The following is a 16,989-nucleotide window of genomic DNA, read 5'->3' on the forward strand; positions in this document are numbered from 1 at the left end:
CGGCGGGACGGGCTCAGGCGGCGGCCGGTTGCGGCGCACGCGCCGGGGCGACCACCCGCCCGGCGACCCGCTGCGCCCACGCGCTCGGGTCGTCGAACTCCAGGTAACGGCCGAGCTGGGTCAGCTCGCCCACCGGGTCGGCCACCAGGTCCTCGTACCGCATCCGGTGCAGGTGCTCCGGCGGTACGTCCACGAGCGCCTGGTCGGCCTGGCTGGTCATGAACGCGCACAGCCCCAGGTACCGGCGGATGTCCTGGCCCCGTTCGCGCAGCACGTCGGCGGTGAGCCGGTCCGGCAGGTACCGCTCCAGGTCCTCCGGCACCGCCTGGTCCGGGGCGACCCGGAACGGGTCCAGGCCGCAGCGGCCGAGGAACTCCACCCGCAGCTGGATGAGCTGGAACGACGAGTGCCGGCTCATCGAGTGGGCGGTGTCCTCCCAGTTGCGGGTCAGGTACACGATCTTGCAGTCGGGGAAGCCCTTCAGCAGGTACGGCGCGACGTGGCTGGACCCGCCGGAGCGCTCCACCCAGCGCTTCTTGCCGGTGAGCGTGGCCAGCAGGTCGAGGAAGTCGTGGTGGTGCTGGGCCACCGTCTGCGTGCGGAACTCCGGCACCCGCTCGCCGATCTGGTCGAACAGCGCGTCCGGGTCGTCGGTGAGCTTCGACAGGGTGATCGCCAGGATCCGCGGCAGGCTGGTCAGCCGGTCGGCCCACCGACCGGTCTTCGGGTAGCGCACCTCCTTGGGCGGCAGCCCGATCCGGAACAGCGTCGACAACTCCGCCTTGGGACTGGCCAGCACCGCCCAGTACTCGGGGCCGGTGAGCACCTCCGCGCTGCGGGCCCACGGCGCCATCGCCATGAAGAACTCCTGGGCCGAGAGCGTGTCCGGCTCCTCATGGATGAGGTCGGACAGCAGCGTCGAGCCGCACCGGCCGTTGCTGATGATGATCGACCGACCGGTGATCGTCGTGTCCATCGGGAACCTCCTGCGTGTCGCGCTGTCGGGGAGTGGCGGGCTGGGCCGCGTCGGATCCGAAGTGCTCGGCCAGCCAGGCGAACACGTGCCGGCGGACCGCCCTCGGCTGGTCGATCAGGACGGAGTGCCGCTGGCCGGGCAGGACCACGACCCGGGTCTGCGGCAGCAACTGGCATACCGCCGGCGCCAACTCGCCCACCGCGGATTCGCCGCCGTACAGGCAGAGCACCGGGCAGTCGATCGCGGCGAGGTCCCCGGTGGTCGGCAGCCGGCTGGCCGGCAGTTCCTCGGCGATGCTGGTGTCGCTGAGCAGGCGGCCGGTGTCGGCGGCCCGGCGGGCCGCGACGGCACCCCGCCGGGCGCCGATCTCGGCCAGCGCCCCCGCCCGGGGGAGCCGGTCGGCGACCCGGTCGAGCCGGACCCGCACCCGGCGCATCCACTCCGGGATCGGCGGGGCGGACTCCACGGCCACGATCCCGGCCACCCGCTCGGGGTGCCGGGCGGCGTAGCCGAAGGCGATGGTGCCGCCGAACGAGTTGCCGAACAGCAGCACCGGCCCGGTGACGGCCAGGCCGTCCAGCAGGGCCGCCAGGTCGTCGACGAAGTGGTCCAGGTCGTACCCGGCGGCGGGCCGCTCGCTGCGGCCGTGCCCGCGCAGGTCCTGCAACACCGCCGGGTACCCGGCCCGCACCAGCGGCTCGGCCATGGTGAAGAACCAGCTCGCCATGGTGTCCGAGGCCATCCCGTGCAGCAGGACCGCGGTCGGGCCGTGCCGGGGGCCGCCCGCGGCGGGATCGAGCCGCTGGACGTGCAGCTCGATCCCGTTCGCCCGGACCATGGTCACCGGCTGCCCGCCCCGACCTCGTCCGTCGACTCCTGGTCGGACTCGTCCGGCTTGTCCAGTGAGGTGGCGATGTGCTCGACCAGCCGGCCGACCCGCAGTTCGCCCACGCTCTCCAGATCGAGCTGCGCGACGAAGTGGGCGAAGTTGACGGTGTCGCCGTACCGGGCCTGAAGCCGGCCGGCCAGCGAGACGACGTCGATGCTCTCCATGCCCAGGTCGTCCCGGAACGTGGTGTCCATCGTGATCGCCTGCTCGGTGGCGAAGTCGCCCAGTACGGCGTTGATCATCTCGGTGAGTTCGTCGAGGATGTCGGTCCGGGCCGCGGACATGGTTGCTCCTCCTGGGGTTGCGATGAAGTGACCTGTGGTGGGTTGGCTCATGGCCGGGTGACCCCCGGCGGGGTGGCCGGGTCCGGTTCCGGACCCCAGGTCCAGGCGACCGCGTACCGCCGGGGCGGCAGGTCCGCGGGGTTGGCCACGTCGCGCAGGCCGACCCGGTACGTGCGCCCGGCGACCGCGACGCCCAGCGCGGCGTCGGTGGCCTCGCGCACCTCGAACCGGCGCGGCTGGCCGTCCAGTCCGGTGCCCTCGGCCTTGCCGACCGCCTCCTTGGCCGCCCAGAACCGGGTGAACCACAGCCGCCGCCGGTCGGCGTCCGCGCCGGACAGCGAGTGCAGCAGCGCCAGCTCCGTGCCGGTCAGGGCGTACGAGAGGGTGCTGTCCGGGTGGTCGGCCACCTCGGCCACGTCGATCCCGACCCCCGGCCCGGTGGCCGGTCCGTCGGGTGCCCCCGCCGGCCGCAGCCGGGCGATCGCCACCCCGATCTCCGCGCAGTGCGCGAGCGAGACGTCGCAGTCCTCCAGGCCGCGCCCGGGTCGGCCGCGGACCCACGGCCGGCCGTCGGCCTCGTTGCCGACGGTCAGCTCGATCGGGTAGATGTCGGTGTGTCCCCGCTCCCAGAGCCGGGAGCGCACCGCGTCCTTGGCCGCGATCCGGCCGAGCATCCACTGCTTGCGGGTGCGCGCCGGGTGCCGCTCGTACTCGGCGTAGGCGGCGCCGCCGAGGATGCCCCGGGCCGCCATGCTGCGGGTCACCAGGTCGGTCCAGCAGTCGAAGGCCATCGTCCAGCCCTCCGGCTGCAGGTGCGACATCGCGTACCGCTCGGGGAAGCGCTCCGCGACGCGCGCCTGGGGATGGCTGTCGAACCGGCGGTCGACCGCGCCCTCGATCTCCGCCCAGACCCGGCCGTCGTAGCTGAGCTGGGTGTCGGCCACGAGCGTGCCGTCGTCGATGGTGCGCACCCGGGCGACGCACTCGAACGCCCGGCCGGCCGGCGGAGGCGGACCGTAGAACCGGACGTGGCCGAGCCCGACCGGCAGGGCGACGGTGCGGAACGGCTGCGTGGTGATCAGCCAGTTGCCGATGAGCTGGAGCGCGTTGTCCAGCAGGGCGCCGGGCGGCACCGGGGCGGTGACCACCCCCCGCACGTGCATGTCGCCGAGCGCGTGCACCTCGGTGACGCCCTGGAACTGCGGCCCGTGGAACATCAGCCGTTCCGCGTACATCTGCGCGGCGCCGAGCGTGGGCGGCCGCTCGGTGGCCGGGTCGTGCGTCCAGACCTGCGGCGCCGCCGGGTACGCCGGCCCCACCTCGATGGTCGCCCGGGAGTACCCGGCGAAGGAGACCAGGTAGTGGTTCGGCGCGGTGGCCCGGACCACCACCTCGACCTCCTGCGGCGGGTCCACGATCAGCCACTTGCTGAACTTGGCGTCGTGCACGGCCACCACCCGGGAGCCGGGCACCAGCATCTCGACCGCCTCCATCATGTGCGCCACCAGCGCGGTGGCCGGCACCACCGGCCACCGGTCGGCCGGGTCCGGCCAGTCGTCCGGCTGCACGAAGAAGCAGTGGTCCAGCAGGTAGGGCATGGTCTCCAGGGAGGCGTGCAGGGTCATCCGGCCGACCTCCGGCGCGGCGCCGCTGGGCGCCGGCCGGGCCGGGGTCCCGGTGGCCAGGGTCAGGACGGCGGCCGGCCTGGCCGGTACGGGTGCCGGTGTCGCCGTCGATGTCGGTGCCGCGGCCGTCGGGGTGGTGGGCGGTGTGGCGGCCGGCGTGGGCGGTGTGGCGGCCGGCGGGGCCGGCGTGGCCGGTGCCGGCGCGGCCGTTTCGCCCGGGGCGGCCAGCACCGACGCCGCACCGTGCGCGGTGTCCTGGAGCAGCGCCGCGAGTTCGGCCGCCGCGCTGGACCTGCCGGCGAGCCGGTGCAGCGCGGCCACCGCGGTGGACGGGTCGCCGGAGCGGGCGGCGCCCTCCGGCGCCGCCGTCCCGCGGGCGGCGGTGGCCGGTGCCGGCTGCACCGGCGCCGTCGCCGGTGCGGCGGCACGCGTCGCCGTGGGTTGCGTCGGTGGGGCCGGAGCCGCCGCCGGTCGCGCGGCCGCCGGTGACACCGCAGCCGGCCGGGCCGTCGCGGGTGCCGCCGGGGGTGCGGGTCGGGCCGGTGCGGTCGCGGTCGGGGCCGGCGCGGCCGTGGCCCGCTGGGGTGCCGGTGCCGGTGCCGGCAGTGGCGGCGGTGCCGCTGCCGGGGTCGTCGGCAGCCCGAGCAGGCCGGCCGCGTCGGGGCCGAGGCGGATCAGCGGCCCGCCGAGGTCGAGCGTGACCCGCGGACCACGCCGGCCGGTGCCGCCGGTCCCGGTGCCCCTGCCGGCCCCGGCACCGCCGTTGGCCCCGGCACCGACGGCCGGTGCGGGTGCCGCCCGGTCCGGGCCGGTCCCGGTACGCGGTTGCAGCGCCCGCAGGTCCGGCGCGCCCCCCTCCACCCAGACGGCGGTGGCGACCCGCCGCAGCTGGTTCAACCCGCCGCGGTGCGCGGTGTTCACCGGCATCGCGAGGTGGTCCCGGCCGCGCAGGTTGTCGCCGATCAACGAGGCGAGCTGTCCCGCGCCGACCTGGAGGAACACCCGGAAGCCGGCGTCGTACATCGCGGCCACGGTCTGCCGGAACCAGACCGGCTCCATCATGTGCCGCACGAAGATCCGGTTGACCTGGTCCTCGTCGGCGGGGAACGGCGCGTGCAGGGTCGCCGACCAGACCGGCACCCGGGTCGGGCGTACCTCCCAGCGGCCCAGCGCGGCGCCGATCGAGGTGAGCCCGTCGGCGAAGGCCGGGGTGTGGAAAGCCGAGCGGAACGGCAGCTTCTGGCACAGGATGTTGCGCCCGCGCAGCTCCTGGATCAGCCGGTCGACCTGTGTCTCCGGCCCGTTGACCACCGACTGCGCCGGGGCGTTGTCGTGCGAGAGCACCACCCCGGGGAAGTCGCCGAGCAGCGGCGTGACGCGGTCCGCGCCCGCGCCGACCGCGGCGAAGACGTACCCGGAGACCTCCACCGAGTCGGCGTCGAACAGCTTCAGGAAGTCGTCCATCGTGGCCGTGCTGATCTGGCCGCTGACGGCGGCGGCGGTCCACTCGCCGATGCTGTGCCCGGAGACCGCGTCGGGCAGCACGTTGATCCGGCGCAGCGCGGTGTCCAGCATCTTGCCCACCTCGATCAGGCCGGCGCCGTGCCGGCCGAGGTCGGCCGCGGACCACTCGCGGTCCGGCAGCCCGAAGTGGGCGGCCAGGTCGGCCGTGCGTGGCGCGAACTCCGCCTCCAGACCGGGGAAGACGAACGCCAGCTTGCCGCCGCCGGCACCGAGCAGCGGTCGCGGGCTGAACCAGATGTCCCGCCCGCCCCGCCACGGCTCGCCCCGGGCCACCGTCTTGCGGGCCACCGCGAGCAGCCGGTCGGTCGGGCCGACGATGCCCAGCCGGGCGCGTCCGGGCGCCTCCCCGCCGGAGCGTACGGCCAGGTCCGCGCCGAGCCGGCGTACCTCCTGGTCGTCCCGGGCCAGCAGGTCGGCGAGCCCGGCCGGGTCCGGTGCTGCCAGCCACAGCACCTGGTCCGGCTCGTCGAGGACGGCCGTACCGGAGGTCGCCGTGGTGGCCGGGACCGTGACCGGCCCGGCCGGCGCGCCCACCGCCTCGGGTGGCTGTTCGATGATCACGTGGGCGTTGATCCCGCCGAAGCCGAACGCGTTGATCCCGGCCCGGCGCGGCCCGTCGCTCTCCCACGGCCGCGCGCTGTCGATCGGGGCGAACCGGGTCGCCGCCATCTCCGCCCGGGGCGACTCGCAGTGCAGGGTGGGCGGCAGCACGCCGTGGTGCACGGCGAGCGTGGCCTTGATCAGGCCGGCGATCCCGGCCGCCGGCATGGTGTGCCCGATCATCGACTTGACCGACCCGATCACCGGACGGGGACCGCCGGCGTGCGGGCCGAAGACCTCGGCCACCGTCTTCAGCTCGGCGGCGTCCCCGGTCGGGGTGGCGGTGCCGTGCGCCTCCAGCAGGCCCAGCGCGTCCGGGGCGGTCGGGTCCAGGCCGGCCGCCGCCCAGGCGCGGCGGATCGCCAGCACCTGACCGGAGACCGCCGGGTTGAACATGCTCGCCGAGCGGCCGTCGCTGGACGTCCCGCTGCCGCGGATCACCGCGTACACCCGGTCGCCGTCGCGGACCGCGTCGGCGTACCGCTTGAGCACCACGATCCCGGTGCCCTCGCCGATCAGCAGGCCGTCGGCGGCGGCGTCGAACGGCCGGATCTCGCCCTGCCGGGACAGCGCGCGCAGCTGGTTGAACACCGACCAGAAGCTGATGTCGTGCACGTGGTGCACGCCGCCGGCCAGCACCGCGTCCAGCCGGCCGTTGACCAGCTCGGTCATGCCCTGGTCCACGGCGATCAGCGACGAGGCGCAGGCCGCGTCCAGCGTGTACGCCGGGCCGCGCAGGTTGAGCCGGTTGGCCACCCGGGAGGCGGCCAGGTTCGGCACCAGGCCGATCGTCCCCTCCGGCTGGTACGGGCCGAGCCGCTCGTCGATCTTCTTGCGCAGCAGTTCGAGCCGGGCCGGGTCGAGGTCCGGCACCAGCTCCCGCAGGATGCTGGTGACCTGGCTGGCCATCCGTACCCGCTGGGCGTACCGGGCCTGGGCCGGGCTGAGGATGCCGCCGCGACCGAGGATGACGCCGACCCGCTCGCCGGGCGGGAGCCGGTCGGCGCCGCCCGCGTCCTCGATCGCCGCGGCGGCCACCTCCAGGGTGATCAACTGATCCGGCTCGATGTCGCCGACGGAGGCGGGCATCACGCCGAACCGCAGCGGTTCGAAGGTGGCGAACTCGTCGACGAAGCCGCCGCGCCGGCAGTACATCCGGTCCGGCCGGTGCGCCTGCTCGGGGTCGTAGAACTCCTCGTCCCAGCGGTGCGGCGGCACGTCGGTGATCGCGTCCACGCCGCTGGTCAGGTTGCGCCAGTAGCTGTCCAGATCGCCCGCGGCGGGCATCACGGCGGCCATCCCCACGATGGCGATCCGATCTGACGCGACCTCGTCGTTGCTCATGTGTACCTCCGGCGTGCGCTGCGGGCGGGGCGGGGCATCGGCGCGGTCACCACCCGGAGGCGGTGTAGACGACCGAGGTGACCTTGGCGTCCGCCCAGGCCAGCTCCCGCAGCAGCGCCAGCGCGCCCTCCTCCGGGTCGATCAGGCCGATGCCGCGCCGGGCGTACTCCCGGCTCAGCTCGGCCGTGACCATCCCGCCGTGCCCGGCGCCGGGCGCCCACGGCCCCCAGTGGACGGTCACGCAGCGCACCCCGGTACGGGCCGCGTAGCGGGTGCCGATCGCGTCCAGCGCGTCGTTGGCGGCCGCGTAGTCGGCCTGCCCCCGGTTGCCGTAGGCGGCGGCGATGCTGCCGAAGAAGACGACGAAGCGCGGCTTGCCGGACAGCTCGTCCAGCGCGGCCACCACCGCCCGCGCCCCGTCGACCTTGGTGTCGAAGACCCGGGTGAACGACGCCGGGTCCTTCTCGGCGATCAGCTTGTCCTCGATGATGCCGGCGGCGTACACCAGGCCGTCGATGCGGCCGTACTCGGCGTGGATGCGACCCAGCAGCTCCCGGGTCGCCGCGGTGTCCCGGACGTCCAGGGTGTGGTAGCGCACCTCGGCGCCCAGCTCGGCCAGCTCGGTGAGGGTCGCGGCCACCTCGCGGGCGGCGAGGATCCGCTGCGCGGCACGGTCGATCTCGGCCGGGGAGCGCAGGCCCTGCCGGGCCAGCGCGGCGACCAGCGCCGCCTTGTCCGGGGCCGCGGCCAGCGCCGGGTCCTCGGGACCCGCGGGCAACGGGGTACGGCCGACCAGCTCGACGCGGCAGCGGCTGGCCCCGGCGAGCGCCCGGGCGAACCACGGGGTGATGCCCCGCGCCCCGCCGATCAGCACCACCACGGAGTCCGGCTCCAGGCCGATCGCGGCGGCCTCCGCCACCCCGTCGCCGGCCGGCCCGGCCCCGCCGGCGGCCAGCGCGCCCAGTTCCTGCGGCACCAGGTCGGCGACGTACCGGTCGGGGCCGCGGCGGGCGACCACCGGGGCGTCGGAGGTGGTGAGCAGCTCGTCGAGCAGGTGCCGGGCGAGCGCCTCCGGCGGCGCCGACACGTCCAGCGCCACGAACCGGGCGGTCACCGACGGGTACTCGCGGGCGACCGTGCGGAACAGTCCGGGCATGCCGTCGGCGGCACCGGTCCCGTGCAGCGCTCCGGCGGCCAGCAGCCAGCGCGGGCCGGCGGCCAGCGCCTGGCGCAGCAGCGGGAACACGTCCGGCAGCAACGGCTCGTCGAGGTTGGTGATCCCGTCCAGCACCAGTACGCCGTCGAAGCCCGCACTGGCCTGCTCGCTGTCGCGCACCCCGAGCTGCCCGCTCGCGCCGTACTCGCCGAGCAGTCCGGCCAGGTACGCGCCGACGTGCCCGCCCCCGGTGATCAGGAACCGGCGGCCGGCCAGCGCGGTGGCCGGGTCGGCGGTCGGCTCGGTCCGCACCTGTTCCTGCGCCACCAGGCGCTTCGGCGCGACGCCCACCCCGGCCACCGGCTGCGCGACCGCGGGCTGCGCCGCGGCCGGCGCCGGCTGCACCGGGGCGGCGGTCGCGGCCAGCGCCGCCGGGGCGGCCGGCGGTTCCACCGCGGCGGGGGCCGCGGTGTTCAGCTTGACGTCCAGCCAGGTGACCATGGCGCGGACGGTGCGGGCCTTGACGAGGTCTTCGAGTTCGCTTTCGTCGCCTTCGACGTCGAGTTGGAGGTGTTGGGCGACCTCGCCGGCGACTTCGGCGCGCTTGATGGAGTCGATGGACAGGTCGGCTTCGAGGTCGAGGTCGAGTTCGATGAGGTCGACGGGGTAGCCGGTGCGCTCGCTGAGGACGTTGAGGATGGCGTTCTGGAAGTCGGCGATGCTCGGCCCGGCCGCCGCCGGCGCCGCCGCCGGTGCCGCCGCCGGTGCCGCCGGCGCGCTCACCGCGGGCGCGGTGGGTGCCGGAACGGCGAGCGCCGCGCCGGCCGCCGGTGCCGCGGTCAGCGCCGCCGGTGCCGCGGCCGCCGGTGCCGAGCCGGCGATCTTCTCGTCCAGCCAGGTGACCATGGCGCGGACGGTGCGGGCCTTGACGAGGTCTTCGAGTTCGCTTTCGTCGCCTTCGACGTCGAGTTGGAGGTGTTGGGCGACCTCGCCGGCGACTTCGGCGCGCTTGATGGAGTCGATGGACAGGTCGGCTTCGAGGTCGAGGTCGAGTTCGATGAGGTCGACGGGGTAGCCGGTGCGCTCGCTGAGGACGTTGAGGATGGCGTTCTGGAAGTCGGCGATGCTCGGCCCGGCCGCGACGGGTGCTGCGACCACGGGCGCGGGGGCCACCGGTGCGGCGACCGCGGGCGCGGGGGCCACCGGTGCGACCGGGGCCGGCGCCGCCGGCGCGATCGCCGTGGCCACGGCCGACCCGCCGTTGCTGCTCGTCGGCACGGCCGGCGCCGGGACCGGCGGCGCGGCGGCGGGACCCGCCGTCAGCGCAGCGGGCGAGATCGGCGCCGGCGGCGCGGCGGCCGGACCGGGGGTCGGTGGCGCGGCGGGCGGGTTCGGTGCCGGTGCCGCGGCCGGCAGCGGAGCCGGCGTGGGCTGGACCGGTGCCGGTGGTGCGGCGGCCGGGCTCGGCGCCAGCGCCGCCGGCGGCGTCGCGGTGTACGGCACGGCCGGTCCCTGGTACGTGTCGGCCTGGTACGTGTCGGCCTGGTACGCGTCGGCCTGGTACGCGTCGGCCTGGTACGCCGCGGGGGGCGCCCAGACCGGCCGGCCGCCGTCGGCGAGGAACGCCAGCATCACCTCGCGCTGCGAGGCGATCATGTCGCGGGTGGTGCGCAGGTACTCGGCGAGGAGCTCGCTGCGGACGTCCCGCGGCCGGGCGGCCACGCCGCCGCCGGAGTTCGGGCCGGGGGCGGAGTTCGGGCCGGGGCCGGAGGCCGGGCCGTTGTTGGCGGCCGGGCCGGCGGGGAGCATGCCGGTGCTGGTCGTCATGCCGGGATCGGCGGCCGGGCCGGGGCCGGGGGCCGTACCGGTGGCGGCGCCGTTCGCAGGGGTCATCGACAGCTCCTTGATCCGTCGGGGAGGGGTCATGCCACCGGGAAGGCTGTTGCCGTGCTGATCCCGGACGAGCAGCCCGTCGACCGTCCAGGTCGGACGACGGGACGTTGCGGTGCTGGGCGGGTCGGCGACGACCCGCCCGTCGAAGAGCCAGTGCGGACGCACCGGCAGGCCGGCGCAGGCGAGTTCGGCGATCGAGATCAGGAAGCCGCGCAGGCCCTCGCGCGAGTCGCGCTCGCAGGCGATCGCCCGGTGCGGCCGGTCGCCGAGCACCGCCCTTACCAGCCGGGTGAGCACCTGGCCGGGACCGACCTCGACGAAGACGCGGGCTCCGGCGGCGTGCATGGCCTCGATCTGCTCGACGAACCGGACCGGTTCGCCGATCTGCTCGGCGAGGTGGTGCCGGACCCCGTCGGCGTCGCCGGCGTACGGCGCGGCCGTCAGGTTCGACCAGACCGGGATGCGGGGTTCCGCTATCCGCCGGGTGGCGAGCACCTCGGCGAACCGTTCGACCGCGCCCGCGACCACCGGGCTGTGGAACGCGCAGGCCACCGGGATCGACTTCGCGGCCAGCCCGGCCTCCTTGAGCGCGACCACCGCGGCCTGCACCTTGGGCGTCGGGCCGGAGACCACCACCTGATCCGGGGCGTTCCGGTTGGCCAGCACCACCTCGCTGGTCAGGCCGGCGTTGGCCAGTGCCCGGGCCACCTCGTCGACGGTGCCCTTGACCGCGGCCATGGTGCCGGGGTCCGAGCCGCAGGCGCCGAGGATGGCGGCGGCGCGTTCCCGGCTCAGCTCCAGCAGGGTGGTCGCGTCGAACGCGCCGGCGACGCAGAGCCCGACCAACTCGCCGTAGCTGTGCCCCGCGGTCATGTCCGGCCGTACGCCGAGGCGGCGCAGCAGGTGGTCCACGGCGAGCCCGCCGATGCCCAGCACCGGCTGGGCGATCCGGGTGTCGCGTACCCGCTCCTCCTGCTCCCGCCGGGTGGCCTGGTCGAACGCGGCGGGCGGGAACAGCAGCTCCGCCGCGGGCTGGTCGAGTTCGAGGTAGTGCCGCAGCTCGGGGAAGGCGACGAAGAGTTCGGCCAGCGCGCCGGGACGCTGGCTGCCCTGGCCGGGGAAGAGGAAGGCCACCTGGCCGGCCTCGACGGGCTCGACCTCCGCCGGCTGGACGAGGCCGCGGGCCGGGTCGTGCTCGCCCGCCAGGGCGCGGTGCAGCAGCGTCGCCAGCTCGGTCAGGTCCCGGGCGACGACCGCGACCCGGACCGGGCCGGGCCGGCCGGTGGCCCGCCCGGCGTTCTCGGCGGCCAGCTCGGCCAGCCGTCCCTGCCGTCCCGGGTCGCCGTCGGCCAGGCCGGTCAGCAACTGCTGAATGGACCGGTGCGCGGCGGCCCGGTCCGGGCCGGAGAAGCAGAACAGCTCGGCCGGCCAGCTCCGCCGGCTGTGCCGGGGTTCGGGGGCGCCCGCGTACGCGCCGAGCACCACGTGGAAGTTGGTGCCGCCGAAGCCGAACGCGCTCACCCCGGCGATCCGTTCGCTGGCCGGGGCCGGCCAGGGGCGGGCCTCGGTGAAGAAGGAGAACGGGCTGCGCTGCGGATGCCAGGCCGGGTTGGGCCGGCTCAGGTGGATGGTGGGTGGCCGGACGCCGTGGTACAGCGACAGCGTCGTCTTGATCATTCCGGCCAGCCCGGCGGCGCACTTGGTGTGCCCGATCTGCGACTTCACCGAACCCAGCGCGCATCCGCCGGGCTCCGCCCCGGCCTCGACGAACATCCGGGTGAGCGTCTCCAGCTCGGTGCGGTCGCCGACCACGGTGCCGGTGCCGTGCGCCTCCACCAGGCCGACCTCGCGGGGCGAGACGCCGGCCCGCCGGTAGGCCCGGTCCAGCGCCCGGCGCTGACCGTCGGGACGCGGGGCGGTCAGCCCGAGCGCCCGGCCGTCGCTGGCGCTGCCGACGCCCTTGACCACCGCGTAGATCCGGTCGCCGTCGCGTTCGGCGTCGGCCAGCCGCTTGAGGACGACGCAGGCCACCCCCTCGCCGAGGGCGATGCCGTCGCCGGTGCTGTCGAACGGCCGGGACCGGCCGGTGGGGGAGAGCGCGTGTGCCGAGGTGAACATGAGGTAGTCGTTGATGCCGTTGTGCAGGTCGATGCCGCCGCAGATCATCAGGTCGCTGTCGCCGCCGGTCAGTTCCTTGCAGGCGGCGTCCAGGGCGGCCAGGGAGGAGGCGCAGGCGGCGTCGACGGTGAAGTTGGGTCCGCCCAGGTCGAGGCGGTTGGCGACCCGGCCGGCGATCACGTTGGCCAGCACCCCGGGGAAGCTGTCCTCGGTGACGGTGGGCAGCATGTCCTGCATCTGCTCGGGCACGTCGCCCAGGTACGCCGGCAGCATGGTGCGCAGCGTCTGCGCGTGGCCCATGTCGCTGCCGGCCTCGGCGCCGAAGATCACGCCGGTGCGGGCGTGGTCTGCGCCCGCGGCGTCGTGCGGGTAGCCGGCGTCGATCAGCGCCCGGTGCGAGACCTCCAGGGCGAGCAGCTGGGTCGGGTCGATGCTGCCCAGCGCGGTCGGCGGGATGCCGTAGCCGATCGCGTCGAAGGGCACCGGGTCGATGAAGCCGCCCCACTTCGAGACGCTGATCCGGCCGCTCTGTCCCGGACCGACCTCCGGGGCGTAGTAGATGTCGGTGTCCCACCGTTCGGCCGGCACCTCGGTGACGGCGTCGGCGCCGCTGAGCACGGTGCGCCAGAAGCTCGCCAGGTCGGGGGAGCCCGGCAGCATGCAGGCCATCCCGACGATCGCGATGTCCAGCGGCGCGACCGGCTCGTCGATCTGGTCGGCGGGCTCCGCCAGCCGCTCGTGCAGCGTGTCGAGGCGGGCGGTGTGGAAGTCGCGGGCAGCGGTGGTGACCTCGTCGTGCAGGTCCGCCACGGTGGTGACGGTGTTGCGCAGCACGGCGACCTGGCCGGCCATGAACAGCCCCTCGGCCGCCTGCACGGACTCGTCCACCGACTCGATGACCTCGCCGTTGCGGCGCAGGCCCTTGCTGGCGATCCGCAGCCGGCCGATGTTGAGCAGCTCCAGGTGTTCCCACACCTGGCGGTTCTCCGCGCCGGCCTCCTCCAACTCGGTGCGCATCCGCTGGAAGTCCTCGGCGAACGGGGTGTGCAGACACCGGGTGACGTGCCCGGGTGCGGTCTCCAGCACGGCGGTGCGCTCGGCGGCGAGCGCCTCGCGCTGGAACAGCGGCTGCACCGCGCCGTGCTCCACGGCCTCGGCGGTGAACAGGTACGCGGTGCCCATCAGCACGCCGATCCGGGCGCCGCGGCGGGCCAGCGGTGCGGCCATCGCGGTGACCATGGCGGCCGAGCGGGCGTCGTGGATGCCGCCGGCGAAGAAGACCTGCACCTGCCCGGCCGCGACCGGTTCGGTGTCGAGGTACTCCTCCAGCACCATCAGCTGTGCCTCCCAGAGTGGGAAGCTGAACCGGGGTCCGATGTGCCCGCCGCACTCGGCGCCCTCGAAGACGAACCGGCGGGCGCCCGAGCGCAGGAACTGCCGCAGCAGCCCGGGGGAGGGCACGTGCAGGAAGGTGGTGATCCCGCGTTCGTCCAGGGCGCGTGCCTGCGGCGGCCGGCCACCGGCGATGATCGCGAAGGCCGGGCGGATCTCCTGGATGACCTCCAGCTGGGCGACCCGCAACTCCTCGGGGGCGAAGCCCAGCACGCCCACCCCCCAGGGGCGGTCGCCGAGCCGGCGCGCGGTCTCGGTGAGCATCCGGCGGCACTGGTCGGCCGAGTTGAGGGCGAGCGCGATGAACGGCAGCCCGCCGCCGTCGGCGACGGCGGCGGCGAAGCCGGGCTCGTCGCTGACCCGGGTCATCGGTCCCTGCGCGACCGGCACCCGGACGCCGAGGTCGGCGGCGAGCGGGCCGCCGGGCAGCAGCAGCGCGGCGGCCTCGTGGTCGTCCGCGGCGTCCAGCATGGTGGCGCGCATCGCCCGCACGGCGCTGGCGGTGTCGGACCAGCGGTCGGCGAAGGCGGCGGCGAGCCAGCCGTCCTGGCCGACCGGCAGCAGCTCCGTGGCGCCCTCGGAGCGGCCGCCCCGGCGTATCCCGCGGAACCCGTCGACCAGCACCGTCTCCGAGCCGTCCATCCGCCGGATGGTCGCCCGGACGTCGGCCGGCAGCTCGGACTCGGGCATCAGGGCCAGCTGGGTGTCCAGCACGATCCCGGCGGCGCCGCCGACCAGGCAGGCGCCGGCGGTGCGCGGGCCGATCCCGCCGGCCACCCAGACGGGCAACTGGACGGTCTCGTCGGCGACGAGCCGCTGGAGCAGGACGAAGGAGCTGAGGTCACTGACCCGGCCGCCGGACTCCATGCCCCGGGCGATCAGGCCGTGCGCGCCGGCCGCCGCGGCGGCGCGGGCCTCGGCCAGGCTGGTCACCTCCACGATGACCCGGTACTTCGCGGCGATCTGCGGCAGCGGCCAGGGGCCGTCGGGGGTGGTCACCACGAGGTCCACCCGGCCGCGTGCGGCGTGCTCCACCTCGTCGGGTGTGGCCTGGCAGCCGGCCGGGATGCGGACGCCGACCGGGTCGGGCGCCCAGGACGTCGCCTGGCGGAGCGCGCGGAGCGCCCAGTCGTCCCCGCCGGCGAGGTCGAGGATGCCCAGGCCGCCGCCGGCGCAGGCGGCGGCCGTTATCCGTGGGCTGGGCTCCAGTGCGCCAGCGGGATTGACGACCATGATCAGATCGCGCCTGTGCGGTGCAGTACTCATCGGGCTCCCAGTTCGCTCGCTGAGGGACACGGTGCGACGGGCCGGGGATAGTCGGCCGGACTAGCTGCAACGACAAAATTTGCGCAAGTCGATGTTGCGCTGAGTCAGAACTTAGCGGCGCCCAGTTACATTCCGGTTAAATCTGACCGGCCTTATCGGTGCCGTGAAGATTTCCTACTAATGCGGGTGGGAATTGTCGGCGAGATGACCAGGCAAGACGTCTCCATCGCCGAGTGAAGGCGGTCACAGTCCTCACTGTGTGTTGCCATCTGTCGATTGCTGATCCCATTACCAGGCTTTACTTTGCCGGCTCGATCGGCTCTCCGGGTAGGGGTTATTCGGGCCTTGTCTCATCATCTGGAACGGCTCTTGCCCGGGATCGTTGCCTGGGCCAACGATCTATGGCTATGTTCTAGCCGGCATTCCCAATAGATTAACTTCGATATATCTGTCGGGGGTGGACTCTGAATTTGATCAATTGACGGCCTGGTCGGTGGTGCTTTGCTGCCCGTGGTGCGCCCTCCTGGGAGGGCTGACGGTGTTGTCCGCGCCGTGCGGTGGCAGTCTGGGGAACCCGCCGATCGTCCGCCGGCGGCGGTGCCGAACGGTCGAGCCGCCCCCGAAGATCAGCCTGGCAGCTCACTTAACCAACGTTTTACGTTGCCCTGTCGGAATGACTCAACCAGCGTTGCAGCTCTGTTTCGGTGCTGCGACGTTCGCGGTAGTCCTCGCGTGTCTGGGCGGATCACGCGACTGACGGGCAGACGTGCGTCCCGACGGCCGCCCCTGCCGGCGCCGCCCGGCCTCATTCGTCTTTCGGATCGGCGGTTGATTGTGCGTAGACTGATTTTTTTCGCCCTGGTGGGCCTCGGTGCGCAACTGGTTGACGGCAGTCTCGGAATGGCCTATGGAGTGACCTCCACGACGCTCCTGCTGGCGGCCAACACCGGTGCAGCGAGCGCGTCCGCGAGCGTGCACCTGGCCGAGATCGGCACCACCCTCGTCTCCGGGGCCGCACACTGGCGGTTCGGCAACGTCGACTGGGCGGTCGTGCGCCGGGTGGGCGTGCCGGGCGCCGTGGGGGCCTTCGCCGGCGCCACCTTCCTGTCCCACCTCGCCGCGGCGGCCGCGGCGCCGATCATGTCCTTGATCCTGCTCGCCCTCGGGCTGTACGTGCTGGTCCGGTTCACCTTCGCGCGGCTGCCGCGGGAGCGGGTCGGACTGCCGTTGCGCAAGCGGTTCCTCGCGCCGCTCGGCCTGGTCGCCGGCTTCCTCGACGCCACCGGCGGGGGCGGGTGGGGTCCGGTCGGCACCCCGGCCATCCTGGCCAGCGGCCGGTTGGAACCGCGTCGCGTCATCGGCTCGATCGACACCAGCGAGTTCCTGGTGGCGATCGCCGCGAGCATCGGCTTCCTGATCGGCATCGGGTCGGAGCGCATCAGGTTCACGCTGGTCGCCGGGCTGCTGATCGGCGGCATGGTCGCCGCGCCGATCGCCGCCTGGCTGGTGCGGCTGGTGCCGGCCAGGGTGCTCGGCTCCGCCGTCGGCGGCGTCATCGTGCTGACCAACATCCGGACGTTGCTGGTCAGCGACTGGGTCTCCGCGCCGGCCGCCGTGCAGTTCGTCTGCTACCCGGCCATCGCGCTGGCCTGGGTCGCCGCGGTGCTCTGGTCGCTGCGCCAGCACCTGTCCGACCGGCAGGTCGCGGCGGTGGCCGCCGCCGAGGGCGGCACCGGGGAGCCCGTGACCGCGCCGGGCTGATCTGCCGGTCGGCTCCGACTCGCCGGGACGCGGTGGCTGGTGCCGCGTCCCGGCGTCGTGCCGTGCCCCGGGTCGTGTCCGCGTCCCGGCGTCGTGTCCGTGCCCCGGGTCGCGTCCGTGCCCCCCGGGGGTCGTGCCTGCCCATGGGGACACTCCCCGGT

The 16,989-nt window shown here is 74.6% G+C and carries 6 protein-coding genes; 1 reads left to right on the forward strand and 5 read right to left on the reverse strand.

Features of this window, described 5'->3' with window-relative positions:
• Positions 1-13 precede the first annotated feature (13 nt).
• Genes CIK06_RS09550 through CIK06_RS09570 form a run of 5 tightly spaced genes read right to left on the reverse strand, consistent with a single transcriptional unit; the run spans position 14 to position 15,034 of the window.
• Entirely contained in the window at positions 14-976 is a 963-nt protein-coding gene (locus CIK06_RS09550) for a sulfotransferase domain-containing protein (RefSeq protein WP_095564529.1), read from the reverse strand.
• On the reverse strand, positions 894-1,814 hold the full coding sequence (locus tag CIK06_RS09555; RefSeq protein WP_232534279.1) for an alpha/beta fold hydrolase: 921 nt from the start codon (positions 1,812-1,814) through the stop codon (positions 894-896). The genes CIK06_RS09550 and CIK06_RS09555 overlap by 83 nt, the downstream gene beginning before the upstream one ends.
• A 2-nt stretch (positions 1,815-1,816) precedes the next feature.
• Positions 1,817-2,149, reverse strand: coding sequence for an acyl carrier protein (locus CIK06_RS09560; protein WP_157756684.1), 333 nt, complete (start codon positions 2,147-2,149; stop codon positions 1,817-1,819).
• Between the two features lie 47 nt (positions 2,150-2,196).
• Positions 2,197-7,242 carry a type I polyketide synthase gene (locus tag CIK06_RS32125; RefSeq protein WP_095564532.1) on the reverse strand — a complete coding sequence of 1,682 codons (5,046 nt, stop codon included), beginning with the start codon at positions 7,240-7,242 and terminating at the stop codon, positions 2,197-2,199.
• A gap of 46 nt (positions 7,243-7,288) precedes the next feature.
• A complete protein-coding gene (locus CIK06_RS09570; RefSeq protein ID WP_232534110.1) occupies positions 7,289-15,034 on the reverse strand; it encodes a type I polyketide synthase in 7,746 nt (2,581 codons plus the stop codon).
• 867 nt (positions 15,035-15,901) lie between these two features.
• Here CIK06_RS09570 and CIK06_RS09575 point away from each other — a divergent pair.
• Positions 15,902-16,828: a sulfite exporter TauE/SafE family protein gene (locus tag CIK06_RS09575; protein ID WP_095564534.1), complete on the forward strand. Its 927-nt coding sequence runs from the start codon at positions 15,902-15,904 to the stop codon at positions 16,826-16,828.
• The last annotated feature ends 161 nt before the right edge of the window (positions 16,829-16,989 follow it).

Source organism: Plantactinospora sp. KBS50 (genome assembly GCF_002285795.1).
GTDB lineage: Bacteria > Actinomycetota > Actinomycetes > Mycobacteriales > Micromonosporaceae > KBS50.